Source organism: Nocardioides sp. NBC_00163, from assembly GCF_045206295.1.
Classification (GTDB): domain Bacteria; phylum Actinomycetota; class Actinomycetes; order Propionibacteriales; family Nocardioidaceae; genus Nocardioides.
Map to the genome: position 1 here is coordinate 2,028,879 of NZ_CP108155.1, position 22,311 is coordinate 2,051,189.

The window sequence follows — 22,311 nt, forward strand, 5'->3', positions numbered from 1 at the left end:
GGATGGGACGGTTCAAGAAGTGGGCAGGGTTCGCATGCCTCGCGCTGCGCGCAGGGCCTTGATCACGTTGACGGCCTCGTGCTTGCCGCCTCGCAGCGGGCTGAGGAGAACCACAGCCGCGGTGATGAGCCAGGGCTTGAGACGTACGAGGACGTTCTCGCCGTAGCGGAAGTGGACGACGAAGAGGTTGCGGTACATGTAGAAGCCCTTCCAGCCGGCCAGGTCGTGCTGCTGGCTGAAGTCGAGCTGTCGCACGAGCACCGCGTCGCGTACGGCCCAGATGGTGCGGCCGGCGCGGCGGGCGCGGATCGCGAGATCCACGTCGTCGTAGAAGATGAAGTAGGTCGGATCGGGAAGCCCGATCTCCTCCAGGACGGTGCGGCGGATCATGAAGCCCTCGAAGGCGACGTTCTCCACCGGAACGCGCTCCGGAAGCGCGTCGCGGGTCGGGTAGGTGTCCATGACCGAGGCGGTCTTGGGCTTGATCGCGAGCGGGTTGCGCAGGTCGAACTTCAGCGCGGCCAGCTCGATCAGCTTGCCGTTCTTGTCCTCACGCACGGAGAAGAGGCAGTCCTCGTCCTGGGCGAGCAGCACCTCGAGGCAGTCGTGGGCCGGGACGACGTCGTCGTCGATCAGGTAGAGACGGTCCCAGCCCTGCTCGACCGCGGCCTTGGTGCCGAGGTGGAACCCACCGGCGCCGCCGAGGTTCTCCGGGCTGTCGATCACCTGCAGGTTGGGCGTGATCGCCTCGGCGAGGACCTGCGCGGTGTGGTCGGTGGAGGCGTTGTTGACGACGATCACCGCGTCGGCGGGCTCATCGAGCTTGGTGAGCCCGTCGAGCAGCCCGCGCAGCATGTCGGCGCGGTTGTAGGTGACGACGACGATCGCGACCGTCTCACGGGTGGTGCTCAACGAAGGAACCTCTCGTGTCCACTGAAGTCCCCCCGGACGGCCGCCCACCACGCCTGCGCAGAGAGCCGGATCCGCTTCGGCTGCGGCTTGGTGAGCAGGTAGAACCATAGAGTCTTCGCGACGAAAGCCAAAGCGAAGGGCCACCCTCGGTAGTCGCGCAGATTGAGCAGGTTGTTGCGCGCCATGCAGTAGTGCTTCAGGTCGCTCGGCGTGTGGTTGTACGTCGCCCTCCCCCACGCCATCGGGGTGCCGAGATCGCCGACGGAGGGGTGGCGCACCTGAGCGCCGACGACGGTCGCGATCCGCGCCCCGGCCTTCTCGGCCCGAAGACGGTATTCATGGTCGTCGCCCCAGATGAAGTACTCCGCTCGGGGGTAGCCGATCCGCTCCACCAGGTCACGGGTGACCAGGACCCCGTTGAACGGGATGACGATGTCCTTGATCAGGCCGTCGGTGGCGGCCGCCTCGACGTCGGCGAGCTGGTGCACGACCTTGGAGCGGCCCGGGAGCCTGATCGGGAACACCAGGCGGCCGGGGTCGCCCTCGTCGACGACGAGCGGCCCCCAGAAGTCGAGGTCGGTCTGCTTGAGCAGCAGCCCGAGGCAGTCGGTGTCGGGCAGGCCGTCGTCGTCCATCAGCCAGACCAGGTCGGCGCCACGCTCGATCGCCATCTCCAGGCCGTCGTGGAACCCGCCGGCGCCGCCGCTGTTGCGCTGCAGGGTGCGGGCGATCACCGGCACCTGGCGCTGACCCGGCTCCTCGGCACCGTCGAGCTCGGCGAGCCACTGCGACGTACCGTCGGTGGAAGCGTTGTCGATGACGATCACCTCGTCGAGGCCGTCGACCACGTCGAGCCGCTCCAGCAGTCGCTGCAGCAGCTCGAGACGGTTGAAGGTCACCACGACCGCGGCGACACGATTGCTCCCTGGCACGGATCCAGACTAGCCGCGACCGCGGGGTATCCCGGGAATCAGCGAGTCGCTGTGACCTGCCCTTAACCCGTTGTTCAACAGGCTGAGGCGAGGTCGTCGGTCTCGTTGGCCTGGTAACCCTTGTTGCGCGAGCCCAGCGAACCGCCGGTGACCGGGCCGCCCTTGTCGGGCTTGCCCTCGGTCTTCTGCGTGGGTGCCTTGGTCTCGCCGTCGTCGCCGGTGCCGGGCGACGCGCTCTGCTGGTTGAAGGCCTCCTCCTTCTTCGGGGTGGCCTTCTTCACCGCCTTGCGCACCTCGGCGTGGATGTCGGACATGTCCGGGTCGGCGGTGTTGACCAGCGGAGGCACCAGCGAGAGCGTCGAGATCTTCTGCGACTTGGCCTTCAGCGCCAGCGCCGAGAACCGCTCGATCTCGCTCGGCGGGACCGAGGTGGTGATGGTGGAGCCGGTCGCCTTCGCGACGTCCTGGTAGTGGCGTACGACGTCGGCGGGGCTGGTCTGCTGCAGGATCGCGTTCAGGACGCACTTCTGGCGGGCCATCCGGGAGTAGTCATCGGAGTCGTGGCGGGCCCGGGCGTACCAGAGGGTCTCCCAGCCGTCGAGCTTCTTCGTGCCGGGCTGGATGTGGGTGTAGAAGCTGTCGGAGGGGAGGCCGACCGGGATCGGCTGGCGAACCTTCAGGGTGACTCCCCCGATCGCGTCCACGATCTCCTCGAAGCCGTTGAGGTCGACGATCGCGTAGTAGCTGATCTGCAGGTCGGTGATGCCCTCGACGGCGTCCACGGTGGCGGCCATCCCGGGATCCTTCTCGCCCTTGTAGAGCTCCTTGTGCTCACCGGCCCAGGTGCTCACGCCGTTGAGGTAGCAGCCGTCGCAGTCGAAGCCGCGCGGGAACTCCTCGTCCATCGGCGAGCCGTCGTCGAAGGTGAAGTTCTGCATGTTGCGGGGCAGGCCGATGAGCACCGTACGTCCGGTCACGGCGTCGATGGAGGCGACCGTGAGCGAGTCGGGACGCAGGCCCCAGCGGGTCTTGCCGCCGTCGGAGTCGGCGCCGGCGAGCAGGACGTTGAAGCGGCCGTTGTGGGCCTCGGCGGCCTCGGCACCGGCGAAGATCGCCTCGACCATGCCCTTGTGGACGCCGACCAGGTGGGCGCCGAAGATCAGGGTCGCGGCCACCGAGAAGGCCAGTGCGCCGTTGATCGCGACCACGATGCGGCGCTGCTTGAGATCGAGCTCGAGCGGGCGGCCCAGGCGCCAGGCGTCGATGAAGAGCGCTGCCCAGGCGATGGCGCCGGCGATGAGCGCGATGCGGAACAGGCCCAGCAGCCACGGCGTCGTGCCGAGCCGGAAGATCAGGCCGTGCCACAGCAGGGAGATCACGAAGACGAGGCCCGCGGTGACCGCGAGACCGATCACGGTCCAGATCGCGATCCGGCCGACGCGGCGGTTGCCGGCGACGAGCTGGGCGGACCCCGGCAGGAGCAGCGTGATCAGCAGCAGCGCCATGGCGCGACGGAACCGCACGCGGGAGGCGCGCTCGGCGGCCGTACGCTGGGGCCGGTAGTTCTGCTCAGCCATCTGGGGTCCCTCGGGTGTGAGTCTGCACCGCCAGTATCACCAGTCACACGAGTAACACGGTGGTGCGACGCGCCGACTAACTTTAGCGGCCTGGCACGGTACCTTTGAGCGCATGCCAAACCCCCGCAACCCTGGCAGCCCCAACGATCCCCGGTCGCAGCAGTACGGCTGGGCGTACGGCAATGGCCAGCATGCTCAGCCCTCGGGGCCCGAGCCCACCAACGTCATGCCCACCGTCCGGCGCCCGTCCGGCGGCGCGCCGCCTCCGGCGCCGCCGCATGGCGGCTATGACCGGCCGCTGCCCCAGCCGGGGCAGATCGCGCCGACCCCTGGGCAACAGGGCGGGTATGGCAACCAGGGCTACAACCAGGGCTACAACCAGGACTGGAGCCAGCCGAGCGAGTACGGCGGCAACGGTGGCAACGGCGGCTATGGGGGTCCGGGCGATGGCTACGGCGGTCGCGGGGGCCGCCAGCCCAAGCCCAAGAAGCGCCACCCGTTCCGCCGGTTCGTCGCCATCGTGATGATCCCGGTGCTGATCCTGGTCGGCGCGGTCGCCTGGATCGGCATCAGCGCATGGAACAAGGTCGACAAGGTCCCCTATGAGCCGACCGCCGGCGAGCGGCCAGCGGACCAGCCCGGCACGACGTACCTCATCGTCGCCAGCGACTCCCGCGAGGGCCTGACCGCCGAGGAGAAGAAGAAGCTCTCCACCGGTGACGCCGCGGGCAGCCGCACCGACACCATCAAGCTGCTGCACACCGGCGCCGGCAAGACGATCGTGGTGACCCTCCCCCGCGACTCCATCGTGCCGATCCCGGGTCATGGCGAGACCAAGATCAACGCGGCGTTCGCCTACGGCGGCCCCGAGCTGCTGGTGCAGACGATCGAGCAGAACACCGGCGTACGCATCGACGGCTACGTCGAGATCGGCATGGGCGGTCTGGCTCGGCTCGTCGACGGCGTGGGTGGCATCGAGATCTGCCCGAAGAAGGCCATGAAGGACCCCAAGGCCGGCCTGGACGTCGAGAAGGGCTGCCAGGAGGCCGACGGCGTCACCGCACTCGCCTACTCCCGTTCCCGCTACGCGGCCGAGGACGGCGACCTGGGTCGTGGCGCCAACCAGACCGAGGTCATCTCCGCGATCGGCAAGAAGGCCACCAGCCTGGGCACCCTGCTGAACCCGGCCAAGCTCGCCGAGATGGGCGAGGGCGCCGAAGGACTCAAGGTCGGCGAGGGCATGAGCGTCATCGGCGGCGCGAAGTTCCTGTGGGCGTTCAAGGCGCTCGCCGGCGGCTCCGCGATGACCTGCGGCGTCCCGATCCGCGACTTCGCGGTCAACTGGCGCAAGGAGGACGCGCTGACGATGTTCGGCCACATCAAGGAGGACACCGTCGACCAGATCCCGGCGGACATCTGCACGCCGACCGGTCTGCCCGAGTAGCCCGTTCCACCCCGGCCGTCCCTACTGACCTTCGTCGGTAGGGACGGCTGCTTTTCGTCCACTGTGCGCGCCCTCGCACGTCCCTAGGTTCGAGGCATGATCACTTTGGACCACCTGACCAAGAGATACGGCGCGACCACCGCGGTCGACGATCTCACCCTGCAGATACAGCCCGGCCGAGTCACCGGCTTCCTCGGCCCCAACGGCGCCGGGAAGTCCACGACCATGCGGATGATCCTCGGCCTGGACCGGCCGACGTCGGGGACCGCCACCATCGACGGCCGTCCGTATGCCTCACTGCGGCGCCCGCTGCGCGAGGTCGGGGCGCTGCTGGACGCCAAGGCGGTGCACCCCGGTCGCCGGTTGCGTACGCATCTGGTGGCGATGGCGCGGAGCAACTCGATCCCGGTGGCCCGGGTCGACGAGGTGCTCGAGCGCGTCGGTCTCGCCGGGGTCGCCCGGCGGCGGGCCGGAAGCCTGTCGCTCGGGATGAGCCAGCGGCTCGGGATCGCGGGCGTACTGCTCGGCGACCCGCGGGTGATGCTCTTCGACGAGCCGGTCAACGGACTCGATCCCGACGGGGTGATGTGGATCCGGAAGCTGCTGAGGTCGCTCGCCGCGGAGGGGCGTACGGTCCTCGTCTCCAGCCACCTGATGAGCGAGATGCAGCAGACCGCCGACCACCTGGTCGTGCTGGGCCGCGGGCGGCTGCTCGCGGACTCCTCGCTGGCGTCGTTCGTGGCCGGGCACGGCTCTTTGGAGGAAGCCTATTTCCGGCTGACGGCCGGGAGCGTCGAGTACACCGGGGCGGAGGTGGCCTGATGCTTGCCTCGATCTCGTCCGAATGGACCAAGCTCTGGTCGGTCCGCTCGACCTGGTGGTGCCTGATCGGCGCGGCCGCGCTGATGGCGCTCTACTCGGTCCCGCTGGGCTTCGACGCCGCCGAGCCCAACCCGAACCTGTCCCACGCCGACCAGCTGCTGCATGTCGAGGAGGTCGCCACCGCCGGGCTGCTGTTCACCCAGTTCGCACTGATCGCGCTGGCCCTGCTGACGGTGACCTCGGAGTACGCCTCCGGGAGCATGCGTACGACCCTGCAGTGCGAGCCACGGCGCGGCCGGGTGCTGGTCGCGAAGCTGGTCGTCGTGGAGGTCGTCGCGCTGGTCGCCGGAGCTCTTCTCGCCGTCCTGGGTGCCGGCCTCGGCTACCTGACGGCGGGTGACTACGGGGTCTTCGACGTCTCCTCGGTGGCCTCGGTGGCCGGGAAGATCAGCGTCTACATGGGCGTGGTCGTCGCGCTGGCCATCGGGCTCGCCGTCGGTCTGCGCAGCACCGCCGGGGCACTGGTCGTGGCGTTCCTGGTGCTCTTCCTGCTGCCGATGGTGCTGATGATGAGCGGGATGGACCTGATGACCGACGTGTCCTACTACCTGCCGGGGACGGCGGGCACGGAATACCTCGGCATCGGGATCGCCACCCTTTTCGGGCTCTCCGATGGACTCCCCTACGGCCGCAACGGAGGGCTCGGGCTCTTCGCCGCCTGGTCCGTGGCCACGCTGCTGGCGGGCTACGTGGTGTTCCGCCGGCGCGACGCCTGAGGCTTCCGCCTGCTAGCGGTCCTCGCTCACGAGCCCTGCCTCGTGAGCGAGGACCGCTGCCTGCACCCGGTTGCGTACGCCGAGACGACCGAACGCGCTGCTCAGATAGGCCTTCACGGTCCCCTCCACGAGGTGGAGACGGCGACCGATCTCGGCGTTCGAGAGCCCGGCGCCGACCAGCGCCATCACGTCGCGCTCGCGGTCGGTGAGGGCGGCGACCTTGGCCCGCGCGTCCGCGGCCCGCGACATCCGGTCACCGGCCCCGGCGCCGAGCTCGGCGATGACGCGCTGGGCGACCCGTGGCGAGAGGAAGGCGGCACCGTCGGCGACCGCGTGCACGCCCGCGAGCAGCTCGCGGGGATCGCCGGACTTGAGCAGGAACCCGCTCGCCCCGTCGCCGAGGGCACGGGCGATGTAGGCGTCCTCGGAGAAGGTGGTCAGCATGACCCGCGCGGTCTCCGGGGCGGTCCGGGCGATCTCGGCCCCCGCCGCCAGACCGTCCATCCGCGGCATCCTGACGTCGAGCAGCGCGACGTCGGGCCGGTGGCGCTGGGCCGCCTCGACCGCCTCGCGCCCGTCGGCGGCCTCGGCGACCACCTCGATCGCCTCGTCGGTCTCCAGGATCGCGCGTACGCCGGCCCGCACCATCGCCTCGTCGTCGGCCAGCAGCACCCGGATCACAGGGCCACCTCTCGCCGATCGCTGGGTCGGTCACTGCGGGCGGGCAGGTCGGCGACCACCTCGAAGCCTCCGCCCGTGGCGGGGCCGTGGCGCAGCGTGCCTCCGGCGGCGCGTGCCGCCTCCTCCAGCCCGGCCAGGCCGAGGCCGGTGGTGGCCCCGACGCGCGGAGGGAGGGTCGCGCGGCCGTTCGTCACCGAGAGGCGTACGCCGTGGGCTCCGGTCTCCACCGAGACCGTCACCGGCGCCCCGGGAGCGTGCCGGGCGGCGTTGGTCAACGCCTCCTGCACGATGCGATGGGCGACGACGTCCCGCACCCCTTCGCCATCGTCGAGCGATCCCGCCAGGCCTACGTCCATCCCCGACTCACGCGCACGCTCGACCAGGCCGTCGATCCCGGCCGCGGCCGGGGTCAGCGGCGCCTCCTCGGCGGCGGGGCGGAGGACGCCGACGATCTCGCCGAGCCGCTCGGTGGCCCCGGCGGCGGCCGCGCGGATGGCGCCGGCCGCCTTCTGGTGGGCGTCGGTGAGCCCCGGTGCCACCTCGAGCGCACCGGCGCGCAGCGCGATCAGGCTGAGCTCGTGGCCCAGCGAGTCGTGCATCTCCTGGGCGATCCGGGCGCGCTCGGCGAGCTGGGCCTGCTCGATCTCGGTCGAATGGTTGTGGGCGACCTGGCGCAGATAGCGGCCGCTGAGCCACGGCAGCGCCATGTAGATGATCATGTTGCCGATCATCGTCATCTGCACTCCGCCGCCGTCGACGACGGCGTCGAGCACGGTCAGCGTCGCCACACCCACGACCGCCACGACCGCGGACGGCCACACCTGATCGGCCGATCTGCCGACGAGGAAGCTCACCAGGATCGCGAACACGACGTAGCTGATCAGGACCCATCCGTCGGTGACCACGACCGTGCCACCGACCAGCGCGCACACGAGCGCCACCGCGACCGCCGGCCACTGCTGCCGGACCCACATCGCGAGGGTGACGCCGAGGACTCCCGCCAGAGCCGACCAGCCCGACCACTGCGGGTGTCCGGCATCGTTCATGTAGAGGTGCTCGGCGGCAACCGCCACGACCAGGAGGCCCGACAGGATCCACTCGAGGGTCCGGGGACGGGGCAGCAGACTCACGCTCACCACGGTAGCCGCGGCATCGCTCCGGACGTACCGACTTTCGACAGTACGCAGACCCGCCCATCCGCGGTTGAACGGACCCAATACGCGACATGGGGTCTCGACAAGCTCGACCACCGGTGCAGACTGTGACCCATGGCTTACGAGACCCTGACCTTCGACGTGGACGCCGATGGCATCGCGCTCCTGACCCTCAACCGCCCCGACGCGCTCAACTCGTTCACGGTGACGATGGCGCGCGAGCTGGAGGAGGTCTTCACCACCGACGCGATGGCCGACGAGGTGCGTGCGGTGGTGGTGACCGGCGCCGGGCGGGCGTTCTGCGCCGGGATGGACCTCTCCGCCTCCGGGAACGTGTTCGGCCTCGACGAGTCGCTGCACCCGACACCCGAGAGGCTCGCCGAGCACCTCGCCGACCCGGCCAACCACCCCGAGTACGCCGAGGGCGTACGCGACACGGGCGGCAAGGTCACCCTCGCGATCCACGCACTCCCCAAGCCGGTGATCGCCGCGATCAACGGCCCGGCGGTCGGCATCGGCGCCACGATGCTGTGCGCGATGGACGCGCGGCTGGCTTCCTCGAAGGCGAAGATCGGCTTCGTCTTCGGCAAGCTCGGCATCGTCCCCGAGGCCTGCTCGTCCTACTTCCTGCCGCGCGTCGTGGGCGTTCCCCGGGCCCTGGAGTGGCTCTACACCGCGGAGATCCTCGACCCCGACCAGGCCCTCGACGGCGGTCTGGTCCGCAGCATCCACCTGCCCGACGAGCTGCTGCCCGCGGCCGTCGAGCTGGCCCGGAGGTTCACCCAGAACCGGTCGCCGGTCGGCACCGCGCTCGTGCGCCAGCTGATCACCCGCAACGCCTCCGCACGCCACCCGCTCGAGGCCCACCTGTCCGACTCGCTGGCGATGTTCTACGCCTCGATCGGCGACGGCAAGGAGGGCGTCGCCGCGTTCCTGGAGAAGCGGGCCCCCGAGTTCACCTCGAAGGCGTCCGAGGTCCCGGACGTGTTCCACGGACAGATTTTTACGGGCTGACCTGCAGCGATAGCCGTTGACCCCCTGTTGTGGGGCCGGATCCTGGGCTACGGTCGAAAGTGGGCCCGCCCGCTGGTCCCTCACCCGGGTGTGGCCGCGGCCGGCACGCAGTGCCCAACCCGAGATGGGCGCGTGTCGGCCGCATCTCGGTGCCGATCAGGCGCCGATCCGGCCTGCGTACTCCTCGACGATCGCGTCGACCGGCTGGTCCACGGCGATCGCCATCCCGGCCTCGTCCGGCTCGAGAGGCTCGAGCGTCTTGAACTGGCTGTCCAGGAGGGCGGCCGGCATGAAGTGGCCGGGTCGGCTCGCCTGGCGCCTCGCGATCACCTCGCGGGTGCCCTCCAGATGGAGGAAGGTCACCTCCGGGCAGTGCCGGCGGAGCTGGTCACGGTACTTCCGCTTCAGCGCCGAGCAGCCCATCACGCCACCGCGCTCGGCGTGCCGGGCGAGCCACTCCCCGACCGCCTCGAGCCAGGGGTAGCGGTCATCGTCGTCGAGCGCGATCCCTGCGGTCATCTTCTCGATGTTCGCCTGCGGATGCAGATCGTCGGCATCCTCGAACGGCACCCGCAGCCGCCCTGCGATCGCCGCCCCGATGGTCGACTTCCCTGAGCCCGAGACTCCCATCACGACAAGTACCGGTTTCGCCATCACGCCATCGTACGGGCGTAGAGCGCCTCGAGATCGGTGAAGTGCCGATGAGTCCCCGCCTCCTGGTAGGAGGAGGTGTCCGCCATCGTGTAGCCGTGCGGGGCGTCGGGGTAGATGAGGTTGGTGTACATCACCCCGGCGTCGTCGAGCGCCCTGCTGAGGTCCTCGACGTTCTCCGGCGTCATGGAGCGGTCGTGGTCCGCGTGGCCGAAGTAGTACTCCGCCCTCGTCCCGGCGATGCAGGTGTGCGGCGAGGCAGCGTCCGCGGTGACCAGCCCGCCACCGTGGAAGCCGCCGACCGCGACGAACTCGTCGGGGAACCGCCCCGCGGTCCGCACCGCCAGCCGCGCGCCCATGCAGTAGCCGTGGGTGGCGAGCGGGCCGGTGACGTACGTCTGGAGGGTTTCGACGTACGCCGGGATGTCGATCGCCAGCCGGTCCACGGTGAGGCCGCGGACCCGGTTCATCGCGCCGCCGGCGAAGAATGCGTCCCTGGCGGCGGGATCGCGCAGGTCGCCGGTCGGCGCCAGCTCCGCCACGCTGCCGTCGCGATAGAACGTGTTGGGTGCGAGTACGACGTAGCCCCAGGAGGCGACCCGCTCGACCATCTCGGCCAGCCGCGGCCGGAGGCCGATGGCATCCATGTAGACGAGCACACCACCCTTCGGCGTGCTCTCGGGCCGGGCCAGATAGGCCTCGGCGGTGCCATCAGGTGTCTCGATCTCGATCTGCTCGACCACGCCCTCACGCTACCGGCAGCACCTTGGTGCCATGCTCGTCCCCATGACTCAGCACCCAGAGGCACTGCACCTCGAATCCTCCCGAGCGATCCCGGTCGCGTACGAGACCGCCCTCGCCCGCGTCCTCCCGGCGCCGCTGCCGCAGATCTTCGGCCGCCGGTACGCCGCGATCAGCCCGATCGCCGAGGTCCGCGACCAGGCCGGCGGGTGGGATGCCGCCGGCGAGACCCGCACGATCGTCCTCGCCGACGGCGCGACCATGCGCGAGACCCTGACCGGCATCGACAGCCCCTCGACGTTCTCCTACGAGATCACGCCGCTCTCCGGCCCGCTCAAGCTCCTGGTCGGCCACGTCGCCGGACGCTGGTCCTTCGCCCCGGCCGGCACCGGCACCCGGGTCACCTGGTCCTGGGACGTCACGCCCACGTCCCAGGCCGCGTCGTACGCGATGCCTGTCTTCGGGTGGATGTGGAAGGGCTACGCGCGGCAGAGCCTGGAGTCGCTCGAGGAGCTGCTGCTCTCCTCGTGAGCCTCACTCCACCCCGTTGCGCTTGATGAAGGAGAGGATCTGCTCGGAGAGCTCGGGGCGGCACACGATGACGTCGGGCAGGTAGACGTCGTCCTGGTTGTAGCGCAGCGGCGAGCCGTCGATGCGGGAAGTGAACAGCCCGGCAGCGGCGGCGACGGCCACGGGGGCGGCGGAGTCCCACTCGTACTGCCCGCCCGCGTGGACGTACGCGTCGGAGATGTCACGCACGACCGACATCATCTTCACGCCGGCCGATCCCATCGGCACCAGATCGGCGCCGAGCTCCTCGGCCAGCGCCTCCACGAACGCCGGCGGGCGGCTGCGGGAGACGGCGATCCGGGGACGGGCCGACGTCGACGGCGGCACGACAGGAGCGGCACCGGTGTGGAACGTGCTCTGCGCGGACGCGTCGGCAAGCGCCGGCTGTGCGACGGCACCGGCGATCAGCTCACCGTCGTTGGAGGAGGCCCACAGCGCCACGTGCACCGCCCAGTCGTCGCGCGGCGGCTCGGAGAACTCGCGGGTCCCGTCGAGCGGATCGATGATCCACACCCGATCCTTGGTGAGCCGCTCCTTGGAGTCCTTGCCCTCCTCGGAGAGAACCGCGTCCTCCGGGCGGTACTCGGCGACGAGCTCCATCAGCAGCTCATGGGCCGCCAGGTCACCGGCGTCCTTGAGCTCCTTGCCCTCCAGGCCGGAGGTGGCACGCACCTCGAGCAGCCGGCGGCCGGCGGTCTCGGCGAGCCAGGCGGCCAGCAGGTGGTCGGAGGCGAGGATCTCGGTCGTAGGCACACCAGGAGCGAAGTTCACCCACGGCACTCTAGCGAGGCGTCCGCCGAGTCCGATAAAGCCCCAGCCCAAGTCCGATCGCGGCGACCAGCGCCACCCCGGTCAGCACCGCGCGCAGGACCAGCCCGGTCTTGGCACGCTCGTGCACGTCGGTGACGTCGTTGGCCATGGTCTCGGCCGACTTCAGGATCACCTGTAGAAGGCTCTGGATGTATTCGACGGCGCCGTCGGACCAGGTGCGGACGATCGGCTCGCCCTTCGACGCCGCCCTCAGCTCCGTGGCGACGCCTTCGATGCTGCCCTTGGCGGCGACATCGCGGACCGTACGCTGCACCATCATCGCGCCCGAGCCCTTGTCGAAGGTGCCGTCGGAGACCCGATCGAGCTCCGCCTGGAGCTCGGGCGAGGCACCCGAGTAGAACGCCGAGGACGACTTCACCCAGGCGGCCTCCGCGTCGGTGAGCTCCTTGACCGACTTCGTACCGATCTCGTTCTCGGAGAGTGCGACGACCATGAGCTCCCGCTCGATGCTGAACGCCTCCGCCGCCCCCGTCAGCCTGCTGAGGTTGCGCACCTGGTCGCCGGTCTGGCCGTCCTCCAGCTCCGGCACCTGCCCCGCGAGCATCAGCAGGTTGCTGGCCAGCGCGGTGTAGACCTCGCGAGCGGCGTCCTGGCTGGCCCGGTCACCTTCCTGCATCTCGACCCGGTAGAGCTCGAAGTCGTCGAGCACCTCGGTGATGTCGTGGTGGAGTGTCCGCAGCTCGGTGTCACCGTCGACGTCGATCTCGGCCGCCGCCGTCCGCCACTCCTCGACCGCGAGGTCGGTCGTGTGCAGGTAGGTGGAGCGTACGTTGACCGGTGCCTGCGCGACGGGCTGCAGCGCGTCCCGTTCGAAGATCACGTCGACAGCGAGCTCGATGGTCTCGGGGAGCGCCTCGCTGATCGCGGCCGCCCGGCCGGTCTCCGATGCGCTCCGGAAGGAGGCGAACGTCGCCAGGCCGCCCACAGCGACACCGACCAGGGCCACCGCCAACAGGATGCTCAACGTCCGGTTGGCGCCGGAGCGCTTCGCCACCCGGGACCCGCCGGTCGGGAACGACCCACTGGCCCCGATCTTCGCGAACGCCCCCGACGAGCCGGTCGCACCGGTCGACCCGGCAGCGGGGAACGAGCCGCTCCCGCCGAAAGCCTCGTAGGCACCGGATGTGCTGATCGGACCCGACGCGTGCACCGGACGCTGCCTGGGCACCTGCACGTCGAAGACCGGCAGCGGGCCCGAGCCGGTGAGCACCGCGACGACGTCGTGTGCGCTCGGCCGCTGCTCGGGGTCCTTGGCCATCATCATCGCGACCAGGTCGTCGATGATCTTCGGCACCTGGACCACACCGCTGACCCGCGGGATCGGTGCGGTGGCGTGCTGGTAGACCATCGTCGCCGGGGCGCCGCCGGAGTAGGGGGTGCGACCGGTGAGCATCTCGAAGAAGACGCAGCCCAGGGAGTAGATGTCGCTCGGCGGACCGACCTCGCCACCCGAGCCACGCTCGGGCGAGAGGTAGCCGAGGCTTCCGACCACGTCATGGGTGGAGGTCAGCCGCTGGTCGCCCAGCCGGGCGAGCTGCGCGATCCCGAAGTCGACGATCCTGATCCTGCGGTCGCCGTCGTAGACGAGGTTGGACGGCTTGATGTCGCGGTGGACGATCCCCTGGGCATGGACCGCGGCGAGCGTACGCGCGGACTGGACGATGACCTCACCGGCCTCGCGGGCGATCAGCGGGCCGTGCGAGCGCAGGCGTTCGCCGAGGTCGGGGCCGGTCAGGAGCTCCATGACGAGGAAGGCCATCGGCCCGTTGCCGGTGCGTTCGATCCCGGCGTCGTGGACCTGCACGGTGCCGGGGTGGCTGGCGGCCGCGGTGGAGAGCGACTCGCGCCGGAACCGCTCGATCATCGTGGGGTCGGCCGACGTCCTCACGACCTTGACCGCGACCCAGCGCTGCAGGGTGAGGTCCATGGCCTGCCATACCTCGCCCATGCCGCCTCGCCCGATCAGGCGGTGCAGCTCATAACGGCCGGCAATCATGGGGTGGGGGGAGGTTTGCATGGGGGACGTTCCCGTCGAGGATCCAGTTGTTCGTACGTGTCGGGTTGCTCACACAACGGCCTGGGAGTTTAGGCGACACTCACTAGTAGGCGCCAGAGCCACGCACAACAGCTTTGACTGTACGAACGACGATTCCGAAGTCCCGCAACAGCGTCCAGTTGTCCACATAGTCCAGGTCCAGGCGGACCGTGTCCTCCCAGGAGAGGTCCGAACGCCCCGAGACCTGCCACAGCCCGGTCAGACCGGGTGCAACCGCAAGTCGGCGATGAGAGTCCCGATCGTACATCGCCACCTCGCTCGGCAGGCCCGGCCGGGGCCCGACCAGCGACATCTGGCCCAGCACGATATTCAGAAGTTGCGGCAGCTCGTCGATGGAGTACTTCCGCAGCACCCGCCCCACCCGGGTCACCCGGGGGTCAGCGCGCAGCTTGAAGAGGACGTGGCCCGGCCGGTGGTCGAGCGTGCGCAGCAGCGACTCGGCGTCGACGACCATGGTGCGGAACTTCCAGATCCGGAACTGCTTGCCGCCTCGGCCGACGCGCACCTGCCGGAAGAAGACCGGGCCCGGGGAGTCGAGCTTGATCACGACCGCCATCACGGCGAAGACCGGGAGGAGCACGGCGACGGCGGCCACCGCGGCCAGCCACTCCCACACGTACTTGGCCACCCGGGTGAGCCGCGCCCGCAGGGCCTCGTCGACGTAGAGGAGGGTCATCGAGCCCAGCCGCATCGAGGACGTACGCTGCGGGGTCACGTCCTGCATCCGGGTGCTGACCAGCAGCGGCAGGCCGAAGGACTCGCTCGTCCAGGCCAGCCGCTGGATCTCGCGGCCGGCCAGGTCGGGTCCGGGGACGACCAGCACAGCGTCGGGAGCGACCGAGGCGATGGCGCCGGAGAGCCCGTCGGCTCGACAGACCGCCGCCGCCTCCATCAGGCCGCCGCTGAGCCGGTGAGTCCACTCCGGGATCACGCCGTGATCATGAGCCGCCTCCACCACGACGACCCGCAGCGGGGTGCGCGGGCGGGAGCTGAAGATGTAGCCCACGATCCGGAACGCGAGCGCGGTCACCAGCCCGAGGATGGTCTGCACGACCAGCTGCGCCTGCGGCAGCTCGACCACCGCACCCAACAGCCAGGTGAACATGCTCATCGCCATGAACGCCTTGAAGACCCCCGAGACCGTCGCCCGCAGACGCTCGGCGCCGGGCAGGATCTTCGGCGCGGTGATCCTGGTGGCCAGTCCCCAGAGCAGACCCCACGCCAGCGCGGGGACGATCTCCTGTCCCACGATCAACGGCGCGAGAATCATCAGCGCGAGCCCGTCGACCATTGAGGCCTGCAACCGAAGGGAGGGTGCCTTGGCAGACACCCTCCGGCGGTTGATGTCGAGCGGGACTACTGTCTCCACCGACGCCAGCTCTATCGTCATCAATCTCCCCCATAGCTGCTGGGCGCCCGAACGCTTACTTCATGCCAGAACAATGCGGGAAGAAAGCGGTCGTTGGGGGCCGATGGGGGTCCGGTTAGACCAAATGAGGGAACCGGAACCCACTGGTCCAGACCAGTCGTCTCACTCCAGCGACTGCGGGGACCGCCAGCCGAGGCGGTGGGCCAGTCCGACGGCGGCGATCTGGGAGGTGACCTGGAGCTTGGCGAGGATGGACTTCACCTGGGTGCGCACGGTCGCCTCGGAGACGACGCCGATGACGGCGATCTCGTGGACGGTGCGACCGAGCATCAGATGGCCGAGGACCTGGGACTCGCGCTTGGTGAGCAGCTCGATGCGGCGGCTCAGCTCGGAGACCTCGTGCTGGCGCTCGAACCAGACCCGGATCAGCCGCTCGCGGTCGCTCACCGCGAGCACGCAGGCACCCTGGTAGAGCCGCCTGACGGTGCCGAGGATCTCGCCGAGCGGGCGGGACTTGGACAGCACCGTGCGGGCGCCGTTGCGCAGCGCCTGGCCCCAGCGCGCCTCCTCGATCGCACCGGTCACCACGACCACGTCGACGCCGGCCTTGGCCAGTGGCTCGATGAGGCGTACGCCGTCGCCGTAGCGGCCCAGGTCGAGGTCGAGGAGCACGACCTTCGGCTTGTTGCGGAGCACGACGGAGACCATCGTGGCGGTGGAGACGGGCTCGCTGGGCATCGGGATGCGACGTACGTCGTATCCCTCCATCGAGACGGCGAGCTCGAGCGACTCGGCGAAGAGGACATGGTCCTCGACGATGACTACTCGATACTGACTACGCGGCGACAACGTCATCGGAGGCGCCTTCCTTGTCTGCTCCTGCGGTGGGGCGCTGAATCACGGCGCTGGGAAGAGTGACCACGAAGGTCGTACGGTCCGCGGCGGCGAGGCGGAGCGAGCCGCCCATCCGCTCGGCGACGGTATGGGCCTCGTTGAGCCCGATCCCCTGGCCGGCCGAGTCCGGGCCGCGGACGCCCCACTCGAAGATCCGCTCGCGCACCTCGGAGGCGACCCCGGGGCCGTCGTCGGAGACCTCGATCACGACCATCTGAGCGGACTCGCCAGGCTCGTGCCGGACGGCGACGTCGACGGTGCCGGAGCCGTGCTTGGCCGCGTTGTCGAGAAGAATGTTGATGATCCGCGCAGCCGCGTCCGAGCTGCCCACGGCGAGCGCGTTGCCGGGCTCGTGGACGACCGTGGTGCCGCTGGCCTCATGAGCCAGGGCGAGGTTGTGGACCACTGCGTCGACGTCGATCACGCCGACGTCGATCGGCATCGTGTCCGCGCCGCCACGCTGGGCACGGACGAGGCGCTCCAGGCGCCTGAGCTCGCTGCCCATCATGGTCATCATCGCGACGCGACGCTCCGGATCGAGCGTGTCGGAGTTGCACAGCAGCTCACTGGCCGAGCGGACACCGGCGAGGGTAGAGGTCACCTCGTGCATCCGGGCCCGGTGGAGACGCTGGGTCTCACGCGCGCTGAGCAGGTCGTGGTAGATCTCGTCGGCCGCCTTCGCCTCCGCCGCGCACACGCGCCGGTAGATGCGCACGCCACCGAACAGCAGCGCTGCGGCGGCGACGAGCGAGGTGATGACGACGATGGCCGTGAGGATGGCCCAGAGGACTGCTCCGTGGGCGTGGAAAGAGACCCAAGGTCCCTGAAGGACGGCGATCAGAAAGCTTTGGATACCGATGAAGACGGCGGTGGTCGTTGCGTAGGCGGTGGTTAACCAACCCGAGTTGATCCGCTGGAAAATGGACGTAGACATACTGCTCCCCAGGTCGGGTCGGCCAGTGAGGTATGAGTCCCGAATAGGGCCGTGTCCAGGCCCTGCTCCCCCAGCCCGAGCTTGTCGGGCCGTCCCAATTTGAATGATGTGACCGAAACCTTTACAAGGCAACGTAATCAGCACCGTATCGCCACGTGACCGCATTCCGGGCCAATACCGAGAATTGAGGAGTCATAGAATTTCGAGGTCGTCCACAAACTACATTGCGGGACACGTTGTCCCAGGTCATCCCCAAACTTGGGGCTGTGTAGAACAGGTTTCGGATCTACGCCTGAGGTTGCCCAGAATACCCATACCCCCAGGGAGATCTGGTGTGGCCCGAGACGACCGAACGGCGCGGCAGACATGGCAGGCTCGACCGTACGACTCAGGGTTGCTGTCTCAGCCGACGAGACGATGACCCTCGATGCCGTGACGGTTGCACTCGACGAGCGCGGCATCACGGTCGCGGCGACCGCCTCCATCTCCGCGGACCCCGAGGAGCTGCTGGTCGGAGATCCCTCGGCCTGGCTGGTGGTCACCGACCTCGACGGCTGGACCCATCTCGGCGAGTTGTGTGACCTGGTCCGCAGCGTGCGCCTGCCCGGGGTCGTGCTGACCCCGGCCCCGCGCGGCGGCCTCTGGGGTGCCCTGCTCGAGGCCGGTGCGGTCGCGGTGCTCTCCGCCGACACCGGCTCGGACACGATCGAGGACACGCTGCGCGACGCGGCCGAAGGACGGCGCGGGCACACTCCGAGCGAGGCCGAGGGGCTCATCGCGCAGTGGCACCTGCTCCGGGACGGTCGCGAGCGCATGCACCGCCTGGTCCGCTCGCTGACCGCGCGCGAGTACGAGGTGCTCGAGCTGCTCTACGACGGGGCCACCGTCGCCGAGATCGCGGCACGCTTCGGCGTCGCCCAGACGACGGTGCGGACCCAGGTGAAGTCGATCCTGCGGAAGTTCGAGGTCGGTTCCCAGCTGGCCGCGGTCGCTGCGTACGACCGGTATCTGCGCCCGCCTAGGAGCTGACCCTCAGGAGTTGACCCTCAGGAGTTGAACTTCTGCTGGGTCTTCTCCAGGCCCTCGTTGATCAGCGTCTCGATCGCGTCGGCGGCGGTGTCGACCACGAACGGCAACACCTTGCGCTCGGTGGTGGAGAAGTTGGAGAGCACGAAGTCGTGCACCTCCTGGCGACCGGGCGGGCGGCCGATGCCGACGCGCACCCGGTGGAAGTCGCCGGTGCCCAGGGAGGACCGCATCGACTTGAGGCCGTTGTGGCCGTTGTCGCCACCGCCCAGCTTGACCCGCATCGTGTCGAAGGCGATGTCGAGCTCGTCGTGGATGGCGATGACATGGTCGGGCTGGACCTTGTAGAAGGTCGCGAGCGCCTTGACCGGCCCGCCGGACTCGTTCATGTAGGTCCGGGAACGGGCGAGCACGACGCGTGGGCCGGGCAGCCCCGGGGTCGCCCCCCGGAGCCGCCCTTCCACGACGTCAGCACGGCCGGACTTGTGGGCACGCCACTTGCCGTCCAGCCGGTTGGCCAGCTCGTCGGTGACGAGATAGCCGATGTTGTGACGGTGCCCGGCGTACGTCGGCCCGGGGTTACCCAGGCCGACGACCAGCCAGACGCCGTCGGTCACCGAATCGGTCACCGGTCGGTCACTCGCCGTTGGTGGCCTCAGCCTCGGCGGACTCAGCGGTCTCGCCCTCGGCGGCCTCGTCGGCGGGCTCCTCGTTGGTCTTGGCCTCGGTGATGTTGACGACCAGAGTCTCCGGGTCGGTGACCAGGGTCGTGCCCTTCGGCAGCTCGACGGCGCCAGCGAGGATCTGGGTGCCGGCCTCGAGGCCCTCGACGCTGATCTCGATGCTCTCGGGCACGTGGGTGGCCTCGGTCTCGACGGTCAGGGTGTTGGCGTCGGTGACGACCATGGTGCCGGAGATCGCGTCGCCCACGACGTGGACCGTGATGTCGACGGTGACCTTCTCGCCGGCGCGGACGGCGACGAAGTCGACGTGCTCGATGACCCGGCGGACGTCGTCGACCTGGACCTGCTTGGTCATGGCGAGCTGGATCTTGCCGTCGATGTCGAGCTCCAGCAGCGCGTTGGCACCGTGGTTCTTGAGCGCCATCATGGTGGCGTGGCCCGGCAGGCTCAGGTGCATCGGGTCGGCGCCGTGGCCGTAGACGACCGCCGGAATCTTGTTCTCACGGCGGATGCGGCGAGCGGCACCCTTGCCGAACTCGGTGCGCTTCTCGGCTACGATCTTCTCGCTGGACATGCGTTGAACTCCTCGATGAGTGGTGCTGACGTCAATGGCGCCCGGCTGGTCCAACGAAGGCCGTGCGACGAAGGCACGGCGTCTCCCGAAGAGACGTCCACCTTGTCGATCACGGAGCGCGATGCGCTCCCTCGCCGAGGCAACTGCCACAGACTATCCCCGGATCACGCTCACCGCGAAATGCGCGCGCGTGCTGACCTGCGAGGACGTACGTTGGAGGTCGTGTCCCTCACACTCGACGAGGCCCGCACACGGGCCGGCGTGCTCAGCTCCGTCTCCTACTCGCTCGATCTCGACCTCACCGGTCCCGAGACCTTTCGGAGCCACACCCGGGTCCGGTTCCGTTCCACGGTCGCCGAGACGTTCCTGGATCTGAAGGGCGCCCTCGCGGTGTCGCTGGTCGTCAACGGGGAGGCGGTCGAGGTGGCGTACGACGGCCGGCGGGTGGGCCTGACCGGCCTCTCGACCGGGCTGTCTGACGGGGCGGTCAACGAGGTGGAGGTGACCGCGACGATTCCCTATACGACCGACGGCGACGGGATGCACACGTTCACCGACCCCGTCGACGGATCGCGCTATGTGTCGGCCTACCTGGGCATGGACAATGCCTCGAAGGTCTTCGCCTGCTTCGACCAGAACGATCTCAAGGCGTCGTTCGCGGTCGCGGTCACCGCCGATCCGGCCGACACCGTCCTCGCCAACGGCGCCGTCGTCTCGCACGACGCCGGCCGTTGGGTCTTCGCCGCCACTCCCCCGATCCCGCCGGCACTGCTGGTCGTCGCCGCCGGGCCGTGGCACTCGGTGCGGTGGACGTACGCGCTCGATTCCGGGGAGAGCCTGGACTTCGGCTGGCATGCCCGGCGGTCGCTGGCGGACGAGCTGGACCGGGACGCGGACGAGCTGCGGCGTACGTCCGAGGCGTGCTTCGTCCACTACGCCGACCTCATCGACGAGCCCTATCCCTTCGACTCCTACGACCAGGTCTTCGTGCCCGGGCTCAACTGGGGCGCGCAGGAGATGCCGGGATGCGTGACCTACCGCGACGAGCTGTTGCCGCGCGGCGCGATCACCGACACCCAGCGGGCGATCCGCGCGGTGATCATCGCTCACGAGATGTCGCACATGTGGTTCGGCGACTCGATGACGATGACCTGGTGGGAGGACACCTGGCTGCAGGAGTCGTTCGCCGACTACATGGGCTACCGGGTCGCGGAGGCCGGCGCCGGCTTCTCGGACCTGCGGGTCGAGGTGGAGGTCGGGAGCAAGCCGTGGGGCTACCGCTCCGACGCGCGCAGCTCGACCCATCCGGTCGCTCCGCTGGCGGTGGACGTACCCGACGTGGACACCGCCGCCACCATCTTCGACGGCATCTCCTACGCCAAGGGCGGAGCCTGCCTGGTGCAGCTCGCCTTCTGGCTCGGTGACGAGGAGTTCATGGCCGGGGTCAACCGCCACCTGACCCGCTTCCGGTTCGCCAATGCGACCCTGGCCGACTTCGTCGAGTCGCTCGCGGCGAGCTCGCCGAAGGACGTACGCGGGTGGGTGGACGCCTGGCTGCGGCGCCCGGGGTTCGACACGGTGTCGGTGCGGCGCGACGGGGACGTCCCGGTCCTGGAGCGCGAGGGGAGCCGGCCGCACGCGTTCACCGTCGCCGGCTACGACTCCTCGCTCCGGCTCGTGGAACGCAAGCGGATCGAGCTGGGTGCCGAGCCGGTGCCGCTGCCGGAGTTCGCCGGGCTCGTCGTCGTCCCCAACGCCGGCGGCGAGACCTTCGCCGCGCTCCGCCTCGACCCGGGGTCGTGGGATGTGCTCTCCGGCGGGCTCTCCCGGATCGAGGACCCGCTCGTACGTGCCGTGCTCTGGTCCGCCACCGCCCTCCGGGTGCGATCGCGTGACCTGTCGGCCGACGACTACCTCGACCTGGTCGAGACCCACCTGCCTGCCGAGACCCGGGCGGACATCATCGAGGGGGTGCTCGCCGAGACCCGCTCCGTCGTGATCCCGCAGCGGGTGCCTGCCTCGCGCGCGGCTGGAGCGGTCGCCCGGGTCGCCGCCGCGTCCGCCGCGGGCCTGGCGGCTTCCGCCGACGACGAGCAGCGGGCCCTGGCCTGGACCGCGGCCCTGGCCGCGACCAGCGCGGACGCCGAACTGCTGCGCAGCTGGCTGGACGCCGACAAGGTCGGGGTCGGCATCCCGCTGCTGCCGACCGCACGCTGGGCGGCGATCGTACGTCTCGCCTCGCTCGGTGAGGCCGACGCGCGCTTCATCGCGACCGAGCGCGACCGGGACGGCACCGCCGAGGGAGAGCTCGGGGCGCTTCGGGCCCTCGCCGCCCGCCCCTCGACCAGCGCGAAGGACGCCGCCTGGGAGGCGATGCTCGCCCCCGGTGTCGACAACCGTCGCTTCGGGGCGCTGGCATCGGGGATGTGGATTGCCGAGCAGGCGCACCTGCTGCGTCCCTACGTCACTGCCTATCTCGCCGAGGCGCCGGCCCTGGCCACCCGTGGTCAGGCCTTCGCCATCGAGGTCGGCCGCGCCTTCCCGCGGATCGCTCTCGATGAGGGTCAGCTCGATGCGCTGCGCACCGCCCTGGCGGGCGAGGTACCGACGATCCTGCGGCGGTCCTGGGAGGACCACTTCGACGACCGCGAGTAGCGACCACTAGCCTCT

20 protein-coding genes and 1 pseudogene are annotated in these 22,311 nt (G+C 69.7%); 7 read left to right on the top strand and 14 right to left on the bottom strand.

Translation table 11 applies throughout. The features are described 5' to 3' along the window. Positions 1-12: 12 nt before the first annotated feature. From OG801_RS09685 to OG801_RS09695, 3 genes are all read right to left on the bottom strand, one after another. Complete coding sequence (locus OG801_RS09685) at positions 13-912, bottom strand: glycosyltransferase (protein ID WP_355017870.1); 900 nt, start codon at positions 910-912, stop codon at positions 13-15. Beyond that, positions 909-1,844: a glycosyltransferase gene (locus OG801_RS09690; protein WP_406035486.1), complete on the bottom strand. Its 936-nt coding sequence runs from the start codon at positions 1,842-1,844 to the stop codon at positions 909-911. Before OG801_RS09690 ends, OG801_RS09685 begins: the two co-directional genes overlap by 4 nt. Before the next feature lie 74 nt (positions 1,845-1,918). Further along, positions 1,919-3,421: an LCP family protein gene (locus tag OG801_RS09695; RefSeq protein ID WP_406035488.1), complete on the bottom strand. Its 1,503-nt coding sequence runs from the start codon at positions 3,419-3,421 to the stop codon at positions 1,919-1,921. A 112-nt stretch (positions 3,422-3,533) separates the two neighbouring features. On the opposite strand from OG801_RS09695, the gene OG801_RS09700 reads away from it, so the two are divergent. The 3 genes and pseudogenes from OG801_RS09700 (at position 3,534) to OG801_RS09710 (ending at position 6,463) form a co-directional block, all read left to right on the top strand. After that, positions 3,534-4,865: an LCP family protein gene (locus tag OG801_RS09700; RefSeq protein WP_406035490.1), complete on the top strand. Its 1,332-nt coding sequence runs from the start codon at positions 3,534-3,536 to the stop codon at positions 4,863-4,865. A 96-nt stretch (positions 4,866-4,961) separates the two neighbouring features. Beyond that, a pseudogene (locus OG801_RS09705) lies at positions 4,962-5,612 on the top strand (ABC transporter ATP-binding protein); the annotation flags it as partial. Positions 5,613-5,686: 74 nt separating this feature from the next. Next, a complete protein-coding gene (locus OG801_RS09710) occupies positions 5,687-6,463 on the top strand; it encodes an ABC transporter permease subunit (RefSeq protein ID WP_406035492.1) in 777 nt (258 codons plus the stop codon). Positions 6,464-6,475: 12 nt separating this feature from the next. Here OG801_RS09710 and OG801_RS09715 read toward each other — a convergent pair whose 3' ends face one another. Together OG801_RS09715 and OG801_RS09720 are read right to left on the bottom strand one after the other, a co-directional pair. Next, positions 6,476-7,144, bottom strand: coding sequence for a response regulator (locus OG801_RS09715; RefSeq protein ID WP_406027430.1), 669 nt, complete (start codon positions 7,142-7,144; stop codon positions 6,476-6,478). Continuing rightward, positions 7,141-8,274: a sensor histidine kinase gene (locus OG801_RS09720; protein WP_406035494.1), complete on the bottom strand. Its 1,134-nt coding sequence runs from the start codon at positions 8,272-8,274 to the stop codon at positions 7,141-7,143. Before OG801_RS09720 ends, OG801_RS09715 begins: the two co-directional genes overlap by 4 nt. A 138-nt stretch (positions 8,275-8,412) precedes the next feature. Here OG801_RS09720 and OG801_RS09725 point away from each other — a divergent pair, with 138 nt between their 5' ends. Continuing rightward, positions 8,413-9,312: a crotonase/enoyl-CoA hydratase family protein gene (locus OG801_RS09725; RefSeq protein WP_355017862.1), complete on the top strand. Its 900-nt coding sequence runs from the start codon at positions 8,413-8,415 to the stop codon at positions 9,310-9,312. 156 nt (positions 9,313-9,468) lie between these two features. Here OG801_RS09725 and OG801_RS09730 read toward each other — a convergent pair whose 3' ends face one another. Then, the gene (locus tag OG801_RS09730) at positions 9,469-9,966 is read right to left on the bottom strand and encodes a gluconokinase (RefSeq protein WP_406035497.1); all 498 of its coding nucleotides are present in this window, start codon (positions 9,964-9,966) and stop codon (positions 9,469-9,471) included. Further along, positions 9,966-10,706 carry a dienelactone hydrolase family protein gene (locus OG801_RS09735; RefSeq protein ID WP_406035499.1) on the bottom strand — a complete coding sequence of 247 codons (741 nt, stop codon included), beginning with the start codon at positions 10,704-10,706 and terminating at the stop codon, positions 9,966-9,968. Before OG801_RS09735 ends, OG801_RS09730 begins: the two co-directional genes overlap by 1 nt. Before the next feature lie 43 nt (positions 10,707-10,749). On the opposite strand from OG801_RS09735, the gene OG801_RS09740 reads away from it, so the two are divergent. Further along, on the top strand, positions 10,750-11,235 hold the full coding sequence (locus tag OG801_RS09740; protein WP_406035501.1) for an SRPBCC family protein: 486 nt from the start codon (positions 10,750-10,752) through the stop codon (positions 11,233-11,235). A gap of 3 nt (positions 11,236-11,238) precedes the next feature. On the opposite strand, the gene OG801_RS09745 is transcribed toward OG801_RS09740, so the two are convergent. The 5 genes from OG801_RS09745 to OG801_RS09765 form a co-directional block, all read right to left on the bottom strand. Continuing rightward, entirely contained in the window at positions 11,239-12,045 is an 807-nt protein-coding gene (locus tag OG801_RS09745) for a 3'(2'),5'-bisphosphate nucleotidase CysQ (protein ID WP_406035503.1), read from the bottom strand. A gap of 10 nt (positions 12,046-12,055) precedes the next feature. Then, positions 12,056-14,122, bottom strand: coding sequence for a protein kinase domain-containing protein (locus OG801_RS09750; protein WP_406035504.1), 2,067 nt, complete (start codon positions 14,120-14,122; stop codon positions 12,056-12,058). A gap of 82 nt (positions 14,123-14,204) precedes the next feature. Then, positions 14,205-15,452, bottom strand: coding sequence for an exopolysaccharide biosynthesis polyprenyl glycosylphosphotransferase (locus OG801_RS09755; RefSeq protein ID WP_406035506.1), 1,248 nt, complete (start codon positions 15,450-15,452; stop codon positions 14,205-14,207). Positions 15,453-15,692: 240 nt separating this feature from the next. Beyond that, positions 15,693-16,385 (bottom strand): response regulator transcription factor, encoded by a 693-nt coding sequence (locus tag OG801_RS09760; RefSeq protein WP_091052720.1) that lies wholly within the window; start codon positions 16,383-16,385, stop codon positions 15,693-15,695. Next, positions 16,366-17,358 carry a sensor histidine kinase gene (locus OG801_RS09765; protein WP_406035508.1) on the bottom strand — a complete coding sequence of 331 codons (993 nt, stop codon included), beginning with the start codon at positions 17,356-17,358 and terminating at the stop codon, positions 16,366-16,368. The genes OG801_RS09760 and OG801_RS09765 overlap by 20 nt, the downstream gene beginning before the upstream one ends. Before the next feature lie 432 nt (positions 17,359-17,790). On the opposite strand from OG801_RS09765, the gene OG801_RS09770 reads away from it, so the two are divergent. Next, a complete protein-coding gene (locus OG801_RS09770) occupies positions 17,791-18,387 on the top strand; it encodes a LuxR C-terminal-related transcriptional regulator (protein WP_378674689.1) in 597 nt (198 codons plus the stop codon). Positions 18,388-18,404: 17 nt separating this feature from the next. Here the strand turns inward: OG801_RS09770 and pth are convergent, their stop codons facing one another. Both pth and OG801_RS09780 read right to left on the bottom strand, forming a co-directional pair. After that, positions 18,405-19,013, bottom strand: coding sequence for an aminoacyl-tRNA hydrolase (gene pth / locus OG801_RS09775; protein ID WP_355017853.1), 609 nt, complete (start codon positions 19,011-19,013; stop codon positions 18,405-18,407). 7 nt (positions 19,014-19,020) lie between these two features. After that, positions 19,021-19,641, bottom strand: a complete 621-nt coding sequence (locus tag OG801_RS09780) for a 50S ribosomal protein L25/general stress protein Ctc (RefSeq protein ID WP_350659331.1) — start codon at positions 19,639-19,641, stop codon at positions 19,021-19,023. Between the two features lie 222 nt (positions 19,642-19,863). Between OG801_RS09780 and pepN the strand changes: the two genes are divergently transcribed. Next, a complete protein-coding gene (pepN, locus tag OG801_RS09785; RefSeq protein ID WP_406035511.1) occupies positions 19,864-22,296 on the top strand; it encodes an aminopeptidase N in 2,433 nt (810 codons plus the stop codon). Positions 22,297-22,311 lie beyond the last annotated feature (15 nt).

What these genes read in the sequence shown, in the direction of transcription:
- OG801_RS09700 (WP_406035490.1), top strand. Translation starts at nt 3,534, where the DNA reads ATGCCAAACCCCCGCAACCCTGGCAGCCCCAACGATCCCCGGTCGCAG.
- OG801_RS09725 (WP_355017862.1), top strand. Translation starts at nt 8,413, where the DNA reads ATGGCTTACGAGACCCTGACCTTCGACGTGGACGCCGATGGCATCGCG.
- OG801_RS09765 (WP_406035508.1), bottom strand. Translation starts at nt 17,358, where the DNA reads ATGTCTACGTCCATTTTCCAGCGGATCAACTCGGGTTGGTTAACCACC.
- OG801_RS09760 (WP_091052720.1), bottom strand. Translation starts at nt 16,385, where the DNA reads ATGACGTTGTCGCCGCGTAGTCAGTATCGAGTAGTCATCGTCGAGGAC.
- OG801_RS09710 (WP_406035492.1), top strand. Translation starts at nt 5,687, where the DNA reads ATGCTTGCCTCGATCTCGTCCGAATGGACCAAGCTCTGGTCGGTCCGC.
- OG801_RS09755 (WP_406035506.1), bottom strand. Translation starts at nt 15,452, where the DNA reads ATGGTCGACGGGCTCGCGCTGATGATTCTCGCGCCGTTGATCGTGGGA.
- OG801_RS09740 (WP_406035501.1), top strand. Translation starts at nt 10,750, where the DNA reads ATGACTCAGCACCCAGAGGCACTGCACCTCGAATCCTCCCGAGCGATC.
- OG801_RS09695 (WP_406035488.1), bottom strand. Translation starts at nt 3,421, where the DNA reads ATGGCTGAGCAGAACTACCGGCCCCAGCGTACGGCCGCCGAGCGCGCC.
- OG801_RS09750 (WP_406035504.1), bottom strand. Translation starts at nt 14,122, where the DNA reads ATGCAAACCTCCCCCCACCCCATGATTGCCGGCCGTTATGAGCTGCAC.
- OG801_RS09780 (WP_350659331.1), bottom strand. Translation starts at nt 19,641, where the DNA reads ATGTCCAGCGAGAAGATCGTAGCCGAGAAGCGCACCGAGTTCGGCAAG.
- OG801_RS09730 (WP_406035497.1), bottom strand. Translation starts at nt 9,966, where the DNA reads ATGGCGAAACCGGTACTTGTCGTGATGGGAGTCTCGGGCTCAGGGAAG.